We start from the raw sequence: 11,446 nt of genomic DNA on the forward strand, positions 1-11,446 counted from the left end.
GCTTCGCGGGCCGGGCACCACGCGACCCACGACCTCCGACCACGAACCACTCTCGATCACGAAACCGAGCTACACCACAAAACGCGACTTGACTCGGTCGCCCTCCGGGCGCCCTTCGCGAGCCGCCAGCCGCGTCTCCGCGGGACCGCCGGGCTCAACTAACAGGTGTGCGAGAGATCTTGACGCGGGACATCAGGACGTCGGGACGGTCCACCTCGCTCCGGAGGCTGTGTTCAGGAGCTATAGCCAGGATTCCGGTCCGGCGCGCGTTCGGGCGACTGGACGGTTTTGATGCGGTCGACGATTTCCTGCTGACGATCGTTCAACGGCAGGTCGTGCGTGTGGCGCCAGGTCGCGATGTCCCGAGCGACATTCTTCGCGGCCGCGGACGACCACCCCCGCTGGGGTCGTCGGTGCGTTGGGTGTTCACCGCCTGCCGCACGGCCATCCGGCCGGCGAGCTGGTCGTAGCGGCGCTGGTCCGCGGGGGCCAGGCCCTCGCGCGGCCCCAGTGCCTTGACGGCGCGATCGGCGCCGAGCGCTGCGGACCCTATCCGCAGCAGCGTCGTCTCGCGGTCTTGCGCGACGGACGGCGGTGGAGTTGTTCGCCCGCTTGGCCAGGTTGGTGAGCATGTCGAGTTCGCCGCCCGTGCCGGCCGGGGCGGCCCGCCTGGGCCGGGGCAGGGAAGTCGACCCGGCGCCGCGCCGCCCACCACCAAACCTTCCTCCCCGGCACCAGTCCCAACACCTCCCCCCGCGGCGGCACGCCGCCCCCGCCGCACCCACACCCCACACCCACCGGCCCTCCGACCGCTCTCGCGCATCAGCCTCAACAGCAGCCCGCGTCCTCGCCCCCGACCATCGGGAGCGATCGCGCCGAAAGCGGTAGGTGGCACCTCTCGCTTTTGGCGCTACGCTGTCGCTTGACTGGCTGGTCGGCCAGGCGAATCCCGGCGAGCGTCCCCCACGGACGCGAAGGAGCAGACGGTGGATCTGAACGACGACCCGCAGCAGGCGGCGTTCCGCGCGCAGGTGCGCGGATGGCTGGACGAGCACAAGGCCGAGGCGCCGATCGTGTTCGGCGAGGGCCAGATCGAGGACGAGCACGAGCGCATCGAGGCCTGGCGCGGCTGGCAGCGCCAGCTCGCCGAGGCCGGCCTCTGCGGCGTGACGTGGCCCGAGGAGTTCGGCGGCGCCGGCAAGGGGCCGATCGAGCAGGTCATCGTCAACCAGGAGCTGGCACGCGCCCAGGTCCCGGGCGCCCTGGACTTCATCGGCCTGGGGATGATGGGCCCGGCGATCATCGTCCACGGCACCGACGAGCAGAAGCGCCGGTATCTCGGCCCGCTGCTGCACGGCGACGAGGTCTTCTGCCAGCTCTTCTCGGAGCCCGCCGCGGGCTCCGACCTCGCCGGCGTCACCGCCCGCGCGGTCCAGCAGGACGACGGCTCGTTCAAGATCTCCGGCCAGAAGGTCTGGACGACCAACGCGCAGTTCTCCGCCTTCGGCGTGCTGCTCGCGCGCACCGACGCGGACGTGCCCAAGCACAAGGGCCTGACGATGTTCATCGTCCCGATGGACGCCCCGGGCATCACGATCCGCGGCCTGCGCCAGATCTCCGGCGAGGCCGAGTTCAACGAGGTCTTCCTCGACGACGTCGAGGTCCCCGCCGACGCGGTCCTCGGCCAGGTCGGCGGCGGCTGGGGCACCGCGCTGACCGTCCTGATGTTCGAGCGCCTCTCGATCGGCACGACGTCGATCGGCTACTCCGCCGAGCGCTTCGCCGCCGGCGTCGCGTCCGCCCCGGGCGCCGCGGAGGACCCCGAGGTCCGCCAGCGCCTCGGCCACGTCGGCACCGAGATGATCGCGTCGCGCTTCGCGGGCCATCGCCTGCTGTCGGACCTGGCCGGCGGCAAGCTGCCCGGCCCGGAGTTCGGCCTCGGCAAGGTCACGGTCGTGAAGTCCGCGATCGACGCCGGCGACCTGATCGCCGACGTGCTCGGCCCCGACGCCCTCGACGAGGGGTCGGAGTGGGGCTACATGATCTCGTTCCTGCCGGGCCTGAAGTCGGCCGGCGGCACGGAGGAGATCCTGCGCAACACCATCGGTGAGCGCGTGCTGGGGCTGCCGCCCGAGCCGCGGTCGGACAAGGGCGTGCCCTTCAGCGAGCTGAAGGCGCGCGAGACGGAGCAGGTGGGCTAGTGCTCCCCTCGATGATCTTGCGGTCCGTGACGGCCGCGGACGCTTCGGATGCCCCCACCGGGCACCTCGGTCAGGCAGGAGCCTGGCTCTCGGCCCCCGTCGGAGGCCTCCTCGGTCCCCGACCGGCACGACTCCACAACCTCATCCGAGGAGAGCACTGAGATGGATCTGTCGCTGACCGACGAGCAGGAGTTCCTGCGCGAGGCCGCCCGCGGCGCGCTGAAGCGCGTCGACACCGTCGCCGCCGCCCGCGAGGCGCTCGAGGACGAGACGAAGCGTCCCGACCTGTGGAAGACCGTCGTCGAGGCCGGCTGGACCGGCCTGCTGACGAGCGAGGACGGCGGCGGCGCGGGCCTCGGCCTGTACGACGCGATGCTCGTGGCGCAGGAGGCCGGGCGCGTCCTGGCCCCGGTGCCGCTCGTGTCGACGCTGCCCGCCGCGACGATCCTCGACGCCGCCGACGACCAGGCCTCCGAGCCCGTCGCCAGCGGCGAGGTCCGGATCGCGTGGCTGCCCGCCGCGCCCCCGACCGACCAGGAGCCCCGCTGGACCGGCGACCCGCACCGCGGCGTGCTGCGCGCGGCGCTGCCGACGGCCGAGCTGGACGGCGACGCCGCGACGCTGACCGGCGCGGCCCACTGGGTCCCCGACGCCGCGCAGGCCGACCAGCTGCTCGTCACCGCCGACGGGCCCGACGGCCCGGTCGCCGTCCTCGTCGACGCGTCCGCCCCGGGGGTGAGCGTCGAGGGCCTCTGGCGCTACGACGCGACCCGCCCGCTCGGGCACGTCACGCTGGAGAACGCCCAGGGCCGCGTGATCCAGGCCGACGAGCTCGCGCTCCGCCGCGCCTGGCACGTCGCCCAGGGCCTCCTGGCCGCCGAGGCCGTCGGCACCGTCGACGCGCTGCTGCCGATCGCGATCGCCTACGCCAAGGAGCGCCACACGTTCGGGCGCGCAATTGGTTCTTACCAGTCTGTGAAGCACCAGCTCGTCGAGGTCCTGCGCCTGCTGGAGAACGCCAAGTCGCTGCTGATCTACGCGGCCTGGGCGCACGCGAACGCGCCCGGCGAGCTCGCGCTGGCCGCGGCGGCCGCCCGCTCCGGCGCCGAGCACGCGCTGGACGTCGCGACCCGCGTCCAGATCTCCGTGCACGGCGGCATCGGCGCGACGTGGGAGCACGACGCGCCGCTGTACTTCCGCCGCGCGCAGCTCTCGCGCCGCCTCGTCGGCGGGGCCGCCGGAGCGACGGACCGCGTCGCCGGTGAGCTGCTGACGGGCGTCGTCCCAGCCTGACCCGACGACCGGCACCGGCGTGTACGTTGCACGTCGGTGTCCGCCGTCCCGCTCTCCGTCGTCCACGCCGCCACCCCCGCCGTGGCGGCACAGGAGCTGCGCGGCAGCGACGAGGAGAACGGGTCCTACCTGGTCGCGCCGGACTGGACGGCGATCACGATGACGGTGCTCTTCGTGGTCCTCGTCGCCGTGGGCGTCGTCGTGCTCGTGCGGTATCTCCGGTCGCGAACCTGACGTCCGCGTCACCGCGATGGCACGACGCGGCCGGAAGCGGGACCATGGAGGCATGAGCAACGACCGGGTGACCGTGACGATCGAGGACCACGTCGCCGACGTGCGCCTCAACCGCGCCGACAAGCACAACGGCCTCGACGGGGCCATGTTCCAGGGGCTGCACGACGCGGCCGTCGCGCTGCGCGGCAACGACGACGTCCGCGCGGTCGTCCTGTCCGGCGAGGGCAAGAGCTTCTGCGCCGGGCTCGACGTGCAGGACGCGTTCACCAACGGCGCGCTGGCGAACGCCGCGACGCTCGAGGACCGCCTGCCGGGCGAGCTGACGAACCTCTACCAGGCGGTCGCGTACGACTGGCGGACCGTGCCGGTCCCCGTCGTCGCCGCGATCCACGGCAACTGCTTCGGCGGCGGGCTGCAGATCGCCCTGGGCGCCGACATCCGGATCGCGACGCCCGAGGCGAAGCTCTCGATCATGGAGATCAAGTGGGGCCTCGTGCCCGACATGGGCCTCATGGTCACGCTGCCGCCGCTGGTCCGCCAGGACGTGGCCAAGGAGCTGACGTTCACCGGCCGGATCTTCTCCGGCGAGGAGGCCCAGGGCTACGGCGTCGTCACGCGCACCGACGCCGACCCGCTCGCCGCCGCGAAGGCGCTGGCCGCCGAGATCGCCGGCAAGTCGCCCGACGCGATCCGCTTCGGAAAGACGCTCCTGCAGGACGCCTGGGAGGGCGACGACGCCACGCGGCTGCTGCTCGAGTCCAAGCTGCAGCGCCCGCTGATCGGCTCGCCGAACCAGATGGCCGCCGCGACGGCAGCGATGACGAAGCAGCCGGGCGACTACGGCCCGCTGCTGCCGCTGCCCGAGGGCGTCTGACCGACCCCGGGGCCCGCGCGCACGCCCGCGCCGGACCCGGGCGCGGGGGCCCCGGCATCCGGTGCGGACACGCGTCCGCACGCCGCGCGGCACCCGGACCCGCCCGGTACGGTGGCGCCATGCGCGCCACCCGACCAGCCCTCGCCCTCCTCGCCGGCGCCGCCACCGTCGCGGCGATCGGCGGCCCGACGGGCCCCGCCGCGGCCGGCCCGGCGCCCACGACCGTCACCGCGCAGGGCGCCGGCCCGCTGAAGCTCGGCATGACCCGCACCGCCGCGGTGAAGACCGGCTGGCTGTCGGGCCGCGGCACCGGCTGCCCGCTCGGCGGCCCGCCGCTGCCGATCACCTACGTGCTGCACGGCCCGAAGGCCCCGAAGGCGCTGCGCGGGACCGCCCAGTTCGACGGCGGCAAGCTCACCGTCCTGACGTTCGGCAAGGGCGTCCGGACCGACCAGGGCGTGACGGTCGGGACGACGAGCAGCCGCATGGTCTCGCGCTACCGGGCGGCGGGCTTCACGGCGAAGGCCGAGCGCTCCGAGCTCTTCGGCGGCACCTTCGTGACCGTCACCGAGGGCGGGAAGGACGTCATCGCGGGGTTCGCCGAGAAGGGGCGGATCACGCAGCTGGGACTGCCCGCCATCCCCGTCTGCGAGTAGGCCGCCGGCGGCGGCGCGCCGACGCGCGGGGCCCCGGACCCGCTCAGACCTCGGAGAAGCGCAGGACCCCGTCCTGCTCCTCGCCGGCGACCCGGCCGTCGCCCTCGAGCAGCTCCAGGTGGCCGATCACCTCGGACATCACGAGGTGGGCCTGGACGTAGGCGGTGCGGCCCCAGATCGCGCGGCCGATGTCGAAGGCGGTGCTGTTGCCCGCCGCGATCTCGTCGACGATCCGGTCCAGCCGCCGCTCGGTCGCCGCCGCGCGCTCGTCGATCAGGGCGCGGTGGTCGGTGACGGGCGGGCCGTGGCCGCCGACGACGAGGTCGAGGTCCATCTCGCGCGTCAGCGCCAGCGACGCCCGATAGTCGCGCAGCGGCGTCAGGCGGACGGTCGGGTCGGCCTCCTCCTCGGCCACCAGGAGCGGCTCGGAGAGGACGGCGTTGGAGGAGACCTGCGACAGCAGGTGGTCGCCGGCGACGAGGAACCGGGCCGCGCGGTCGTGGAAGACGGTGTCGCTGGTCGAGTGCCCGGGGCGGTGGTGGACCTGCCACTCGCGGTCGTCGAACGCGAGGACGTCGCCCTCGGCCAGCGGCCGGTCGACCCGGACGGGCTCGGCGAAGCCGCGGACCATCGCGTCGGCCGCGCGGCCGCCGAGCGCGACCTCCTTCGGCAGCCCGTGACGGAGCAGCCGCTGCTCGATGAAGCGCATCTCCTGCGCCGAGCGGCGGGCGTAGTCGCCGAGCCAGTCCGCGATGCCGCCGAACGCGTGCAGCTCGGCGCCCGAGCGGCGGATCAGCTGCGCCGCCAGGCCGAAGTGGTCGACGTGGTGGTGCGTCAGGACGATCCGCTCGAGGTCCTCGACGCGGTGTCCGCGCGCGGCCAGCGCCGCCTCGAGCGCCTCGAGCGCCAGGGCCGTCGCCGGCCCGGCGTCGACGAGCGTCAGCGGCGAGTCCTCGACGAGGTAGAGGTTGACCGGGCCGACCGCGAACGGCGTCGGGATCGAGATCGCGACGACGCCGCTGGGCAGCTCCACGGCGGGCGATGGGACGTCGGAGGCGGTACTCATGCGCCCCCTGACGGTACCGCCCGGCCGCGCGCACGTTCGTGCGCCGGCGCACCCGGGCACCGGCCGGGGGATGCCCTCCGCCCCGCGCGGCGCGACCTGGGCCCGCAGGACGGGCCCGGGACCGAGGTCCTTACGCACCGCTGACGCGGTCTGCGGGATGCTCCTCGGACTCCGCGTTCCGCGGAGCCTGCCCCGAACGTCTCCCTGATGCCCGACAACCGCTCCCTCTGGTCCGATGGTCCCTCCGAGGACGACCACCACGGCTGGCTCGACGCCGAGCCCGACGCGCCGGCGGCGCCGACCGGCCCGCCGCTCTCCTCGAAGCAGGACGACACGCAGGTCCACCGCACCGGGCGGCTGACGCCACCGGCCGGCCGCCCGCCTCGCGACGGCCCGTCGCCCTGGCAGCGCGCCCGCCGCGCGCTGATCTGGCCGCTGGTGGCGCTCTGCGTCGTCGCGCTGGTCGTCTCGGGCATCGCGATCGGCACCCAGCTCGTCGACCAGAAGACCGTCGAGCGGACGGTCGTGGCCGGCAGCGGCAACGGCGGGTCCACCGCGTCGCAGGTCAAGGCCGCGTACGAGGCCGCCCACGAGGGCGTCGTCTTCATCAAGACCAACGAGGCCAGCGGCAGCGGCTGGGTCTACGACGACAAGGGCACGATCGTCACGAACAACCACGTCGTCGCCGGCGCCTCCAGCGTCCGCGTCCGCTTCAAGGACGACGGCAAGCAGATCCCCGCGCGCGTCCTCGGCACCGACGTCTCCTCCGACCTGGCGGTCCTGCGGATCGACCCGAAGGAGGCCGACAAGCTCGTCCCGCTGAAGATCGCGGAGTCCGACGACGTCCAGACCGGCGACCCGGTCGTCGCGATCGGCTACCCGTTCGGGCTCGACCAGACGACGACGGCGGGCATCATCTCCGGCGTCGGGCGGCAGATCCCGGCCCAGACGAACTTCCAGATCGACAAGGTCCTCCAGACCGACGCGCCGATCAACCCCGGCAACTCCGGCGGCCCGCTGCTGAACGTCAAGGGCGAGGTCGTCGGCGTCAACTCGCAGATCGCCACGGCCAGCGGGGGCGGCGGCAGCGTCGGCATCGGCTTCGCCATCCCGTCGGACACCATCCGCGACGTCGTGCCGCAGCTCGAGGCCGGCAAGTCCGTCCAGTACGCCTACCTCGGCGTCTCGGTCGGGGACGTCAACAAGGGCTCCGGCGCGCTGGTCGCCGAGGTCCGCCCCGGCAGCCCGGCGCAGCAGGCCAAGCTGCAGGCCAACAGCCTCGCCGCCCAGAACGGCGTGGCGGACCCCGACGGCGACGTGATCGTGAAGATCGACGGCACCGACGTCCAGCAGTCCTCCGACGTCACCCGGACGATCAACGCGCACAAGCCGGGCGACAAGATCGAGCTCGAGGTCCGCCGCGGAGGCGACACCCGCAAGGTCCAGGTCACCCTCGGCGACCGGCCCGCGTCGAGCACGCCCACCACCGCGACGCCGACGACCCCGTCGTCCCCGTCGACGCCCAGCGACCCGACCAACCCCCTGAACCCGCAGACGCCCTCGATCCCGTGAGCTTCGTCGCCCCGTGGTTCCTGGTCGCGCTCCTGCTGGTGCCGGCGGCCGCGGCCGTCTACGTCTGGTGGGAGCGGCGCAGGACCCGGGGTGCGGAGCCGTGGGCGACCGCCCCGCTGATGCCGTCGGTCACCCGCGGCGGCAGCCGGCGGCACCGCCACGTCGCGCCGGCGATCTACCTGCTGGCGGCCGCCGTCCTGATCGTGGCGCTCGCGCGGCCCCAGCACGACGTGACGAAGAAGATCGAGCAGGCGACGGTGATGCTCGTGACCGACCGCTCCGGCTCGATGCGGTCCGCGGACCTCAAGCCCAACCGGATGGAGGCCGTCAAGGCCGCGGCGTCGTCGTTCCTGGACCAGGTCCCGGCGCAGATCCGGGTCGGCGCGCTGGCGTTCAACCAGAAGACGAAGCTCCTGGCGTCGCCGACCACCGATCGCGCGCGGGTGAAGAACGCCCTGAACACGTTGACCGGCGCGGGCTCGACCGCCACCGGGGACGCGCTCGCCGCCGCCCTGGCGATCGTCCGCCCGCAGGGCGCCGCGGGCGTCCAGACCCCCGCGGCCGTGGTCCTGCTCTCCGACGGCGCGAACGTCCGCGGCCGCGACCCGATCGCGCTCGCGCGCCGGGCGGGCCGCCTGAAGGTCCCGGTCTACACGATCGCCCTCGGCACGGACGAGGGCACCCTGACCTCCAAGCGCGCGAACGGCACCACGAAGACCGAGCGCGTCCCGCCGGACCGCGAGGCGATGCGGCAGATCGCGGACGCGTCGGGCGGCACGACCTCGGACGCCCCGACGACCGAGGCCCTGCAGGCCGTCTACAAGCGGCTCGGGTCCGCCGTCGCGGAGCAGCCCGGCAAGGACCAGCTGACGTCGCTCCCCGTCGGGATCGCGCTGGTCCTCCTCGTGGTCGGCGCCGGCGTGTCGCTCCGGCTCACCGGCCGCATCGTCTAGCCGGACCCTGGTCCCCGGAGCCGCGCCGCCCGGGGCGCGCCGGGCGGCGGCGGACCCGGGGACGCTTCCGCGCTCCCGTTTACGCGGGGCTCAGCCCCGGGTGGTTCGATGGACGCGTCATGCTGTCGCTCCGCGGTGTCGCCCCGCTGCTCCTCACCGGCACGAGCGGGGTCGCCCTGCTCGCGTTCGGGATCGGCGGGCTGTCCGGCATGGATCCGCAGCTGCAGCGCGCGGCCGAGACGGTCAAGCAGGAGCGCCCCGCCCCGGACCGCTCCACGCCGGGGCGCACCGCCCCGGAGGTCACGGTCCACCGGGTCGCCTGCCCCTGGGAGCAGGACCGCGGCCGCCGGGCGGGGGACGTCTGAGATGCGCGTGCTCGTCGCCGAGGACCACGAGCGGGTCGCCGACGCCGTCGCGCGCGGCCTGCGCCGCAGCGGCCTGGCCGTGGACATCGCCGCCGACGGGGACGCGGCGCTCTACAAGGCGCGCGTGAACCCCTACGACGTGATCGTGCTCGACCGCGACCTGCCGCGCACGCACGGCGACGAGGTCTGCCGCACGCTCAACGCCGAGCAGCCGGGCACGAAGATCCTGATGCTCACCGCCGCCGGCGCCCTGGACGACATGGTCGAGGGGCTCGCGCTGGGCGCCGACGACTACATGAGCAAGCCGTTCCGCTTCGCGGAGCTCGCCGCGCGCGTCGACGCCCTCGGGCGCCGCAGCGGCCGGGTGCGGCCCAGCGTGCTGCGGCACGACGACGTCGAGCTCGACCCCGCCCGCCACGTCGCCAGCCGCGCGGGGCAGGACCTCGAGCTCTCGCCGAAGGAGTTCGGCGTCCTGCAGGAGCTGCTGGCCGCCGACGGCCAGGTCGTGACGACCGAGCAGCTGCTCGAGCGCGTCTGGGACGAGAACGTCGACCCGTTCACCAACACGGTGCGGATGGTCCTCGTGACCCTGCGGCGCAAGCTCGGCGAGCCCGGGGTCATCCAGACGGTGCGCGGCGCCGGCTACCGGATCTGAGGCGCCCGGTGCGCCGGCCCCGCGTCCCGCGGCTGCCGCTCCGGGCCCGCCTCACCGCGCTCTACGCGACGCTCTTCGCGGCGTCCACGCTCGTCGTCCTGGTGGTCGCCTACGGGCTGCTGAGCGGCCACCTGCACCGCACGCTGTCGGACCGGCTGGCCGACCCGATCCTCGACCGCGTCGCGCTGCAGCTCGTCCTCGTGCTCGTCGGCACCACGTTGCTGGCGATCGCCCTGGGGTGGGTCGCCGCCCGCCGCGCGCTGCGCCCGATCGGCCGGGTCACCGCCGCCGCCCGCCGGGTCTCCGACGAGCGGCTCGACGAGCGGCTCGCGCTCGACGGCCCCCACGACGAGGTCCGCGAGCTCGCCGACACGTTCGACGCGATGCTCGACCGGCTCTCCGCCGGCATGCTCGCCCAGCGGCGCTTCGTGCAGAACGCGAGTCACGAGCTGCGCACGCCGCTGACCGCGATCCGCACCGAGGTCGACGTCACGCTCGCGGACCCCGACGCGACGGACGCCGAGCTGCGGGCGATGGGCGAGCGGGTCCTGGCCGGCGCGGACGAGCTCGACGACCTGCTCGAGGGCCTCCTGGTCCTGGCCCGCTCGCGGCGCGGGGTGGACCGCCACGAGGACGTCGACCTGACCGCCACGGCCCGGGCCGCCGTCGCCGAGGCCCCGGCCTGCCCGACGCTGCAGCTGTCCGTCCACCCGCGCACCCCGGCCGCCCGCGCGTGGGGCGACGGCACGATGCTCGGCCGGGTCGCGATCAACCTGGTCGACAACGCCGTCCGCTACAACGAGGACGGCGGCTGGGTCCGCGTCGAGACCGCCGAGGGCGAGCGCGACGGACGGCCCTGGGCCACCCTGCGGGTCGCCAACAGCGGGCCGCGGGTGCCCGCCGCGGACATCGCGCGGATCGTCGAGCCGTTCGAGCGGCTGGGCCGCCACGGCACGGGCTCGGGGCTCGGGCTCTCGATCGTGCGCGCCGTCGTCGACGCGCACGGGGGCTCGACCCGGATCGAGGCGCCGGAGACCGGCGGGCTCGACGTGACGGTCAGCCTGCCGGGGCCGACGCGCTGAGGGGGCCGTCGGCCGACCCGGCCGGCGGATCGAGCGTGAACAGCTCGGTCGCGACGTCGTGCTCGACGTCGATCCCGCTCACCGCGTGCTGCACGGGCCGCCCGGCGACCTCCTGCACGGCGGCCACGAGGTCGCCCTGGACCGCGCGCTGGAGCGCTGAGCGGGCGCCACGCACCCGCTCGCCCTCGCCCAGGTCGGTCAGCCGGCGCTCCGCCGGGGACATGGTGCCGTCGAGGACGACGAGGATCGCGTCGCGGCCGGCGAAATGCGCGCGGCAGCGCTGCGGGCCGCGCCCGAACTGCTCCTTGTAGTGCCGGGCGACGGCGTCGGCGACCGCCTGGAGCGGGCTGCGGGCGGTCGGGCTGACGGGAGGTTCGAGCTGCGTCATGGCGGTCGGGGTCGGAGGGGCCGCACGTAACCGATACGTAGAGTCTCGGTTCCTCGGGGTACGGCGCCCAATGTGTCTCACTTTAGCGAATCCGGGCCGATCGGCCC

At 74.5% G+C, this 11,446-nt stretch carries 12 protein-coding genes; 10 read left to right on the forward strand and 2 right to left on the reverse strand.

Features of this window, described 5'->3' with window-relative positions:
• The first annotated feature begins 986 nt into the window (after positions 1 to 986).
• From AB0L40_RS07725 to AB0L40_RS07745, 5 genes are all read left to right on the forward strand, one after another.
• Positions 987 to 2,201, forward strand: a complete 1,215-nt coding sequence (locus tag AB0L40_RS07725) for an acyl-CoA dehydrogenase family protein (protein ID WP_364351656.1) — start codon at positions 987 to 989, stop codon at positions 2,199 to 2,201.
• 162 nt (positions 2,202 to 2,363) lie between these two features.
• The gene (locus AB0L40_RS07730) at positions 2,364 to 3,494 is read left to right on the forward strand and encodes an acyl-CoA dehydrogenase family protein (RefSeq protein ID WP_364351659.1); all 1,131 of its coding nucleotides are present in this window, start codon (positions 2,364 to 2,366) and stop codon (positions 3,492 to 3,494) included.
• 36 nt (positions 3,495 to 3,530) lie between these two features.
• Complete coding sequence (locus AB0L40_RS07735) at positions 3,531 to 3,728, forward strand: hypothetical protein (RefSeq protein ID WP_364351662.1); 198 nt, start codon at positions 3,531 to 3,533, stop codon at positions 3,726 to 3,728.
• 52 nt (positions 3,729 to 3,780) lie between these two features.
• Positions 3,781 to 4,602, forward strand: coding sequence for a crotonase/enoyl-CoA hydratase family protein (locus AB0L40_RS07740; protein ID WP_364351665.1), 822 nt, complete (start codon positions 3,781 to 3,783; stop codon positions 4,600 to 4,602).
• A 119-nt stretch (positions 4,603 to 4,721) separates the two neighbouring features.
• Positions 4,722 to 5,258, forward strand: coding sequence for a hypothetical protein (locus AB0L40_RS07745; protein WP_364351668.1), 537 nt, complete (start codon positions 4,722 to 4,724; stop codon positions 5,256 to 5,258).
• A 43-nt stretch (positions 5,259 to 5,301) separates the two neighbouring features.
• On the opposite strand, the gene AB0L40_RS07750 is transcribed toward AB0L40_RS07745, so the two are convergent.
• The gene (locus tag AB0L40_RS07750; RefSeq protein ID WP_364351671.1) at positions 5,302 to 6,324 is read right to left on the reverse strand and encodes an MBL fold metallo-hydrolase; all 1,023 of its coding nucleotides are present in this window, start codon (positions 6,322 to 6,324) and stop codon (positions 5,302 to 5,304) included.
• A gap of 207 nt (positions 6,325 to 6,531) precedes the next feature.
• Here AB0L40_RS07750 and AB0L40_RS07755 point away from each other — a divergent pair, with 207 nt between their 5' ends.
• The 5 genes from AB0L40_RS07755 to AB0L40_RS07775 all read left to right on the forward strand — a co-directional run bounded on the left by AB0L40_RS07755 (position 6,532) and on the right by AB0L40_RS07775 (position 10,951).
• The gene (locus tag AB0L40_RS07755) at positions 6,532 to 7,896 is read left to right on the forward strand and encodes a trypsin-like peptidase domain-containing protein (RefSeq protein ID WP_364351674.1); all 1,365 of its coding nucleotides are present in this window, start codon (positions 6,532 to 6,534) and stop codon (positions 7,894 to 7,896) included.
• Positions 7,893 to 8,849: a VWA domain-containing protein gene (locus AB0L40_RS07760; RefSeq protein WP_364351677.1), complete on the forward strand. Its 957-nt coding sequence runs from the start codon at positions 7,893 to 7,895 to the stop codon at positions 8,847 to 8,849. The genes AB0L40_RS07755 and AB0L40_RS07760 overlap by 4 nt, the downstream gene beginning before the upstream one ends.
• A 119-nt stretch (positions 8,850 to 8,968) precedes the next feature.
• The gene (locus tag AB0L40_RS07765) at positions 8,969 to 9,214 is read left to right on the forward strand and encodes a hypothetical protein (RefSeq protein WP_364351679.1); all 246 of its coding nucleotides are present in this window, start codon (positions 8,969 to 8,971) and stop codon (positions 9,212 to 9,214) included.
• Between the two features lies 1 nt (position 9,215).
• Positions 9,216 to 9,869, forward strand: coding sequence for a response regulator transcription factor (locus tag AB0L40_RS07770; protein WP_364351681.1), 654 nt, complete (start codon positions 9,216 to 9,218; stop codon positions 9,867 to 9,869).
• An 8-nt stretch (positions 9,870 to 9,877) separates the two neighbouring features.
• Complete coding sequence (locus AB0L40_RS07775; protein WP_364351683.1) at positions 9,878 to 10,951, forward strand: HAMP domain-containing sensor histidine kinase; 1,074 nt, start codon at positions 9,878 to 9,880, stop codon at positions 10,949 to 10,951.
• Here the strand turns inward: AB0L40_RS07775 and AB0L40_RS07780 are convergent.
• Positions 10,926 to 11,339, reverse strand: a complete 414-nt coding sequence (locus AB0L40_RS07780; RefSeq protein WP_364351685.1) for a Na-translocating system protein MpsC family protein — start codon at positions 11,337 to 11,339, stop codon at positions 10,926 to 10,928. The genes AB0L40_RS07775 and AB0L40_RS07780 overlap by 26 nt on opposite strands.
• Between the last annotated feature and the right edge of the window lie 107 nt (positions 11,340 to 11,446).

Origin of the sequence: Patulibacter sp. NPDC049589 (assembly GCF_040675535.1) — a bacterium.
In the GTDB taxonomy this organism is placed as follows: Bacteria; Actinomycetota; Thermoleophilia; order Solirubrobacterales; family Solirubrobacteraceae; genus Patulibacter.

Coding starts and splice junctions, on each gene's coding strand:
- AB0L40_RS07755 (WP_364351674.1), top strand. CDS start 6,532: ATGCCCGACAACCGCTCCCTCTGGTCCGATGGTCCCTCCGAGGACGAC.
- AB0L40_RS07740 (WP_364351665.1), top strand. CDS start 3,781: ATGAGCAACGACCGGGTGACCGTGACGATCGAGGACCACGTCGCCGAC.
- AB0L40_RS07765 (WP_364351679.1), top strand. CDS start 8,969: ATGCTGTCGCTCCGCGGTGTCGCCCCGCTGCTCCTCACCGGCACGAGC.
- AB0L40_RS07730 (WP_364351659.1), top strand. CDS start 2,364: ATGGATCTGTCGCTGACCGACGAGCAGGAGTTCCTGCGCGAGGCCGCC.
- AB0L40_RS07750 (WP_364351671.1), bottom strand. CDS start 6,324: ATGAGTACCGCCTCCGACGTCCCATCGCCCGCCGTGGAGCTGCCCAGC.
- AB0L40_RS07780 (WP_364351685.1), bottom strand. CDS start 11,339: ATGACGCAGCTCGAACCTCCCGTCAGCCCGACCGCCCGCAGCCCGCTC.
- AB0L40_RS07770 (WP_364351681.1), top strand. CDS start 9,216: ATGCGCGTGCTCGTCGCCGAGGACCACGAGCGGGTCGCCGACGCCGTC.
- AB0L40_RS07745 (WP_364351668.1), top strand. CDS start 4,722: ATGCGCGCCACCCGACCAGCCCTCGCCCTCCTCGCCGGCGCCGCCACC.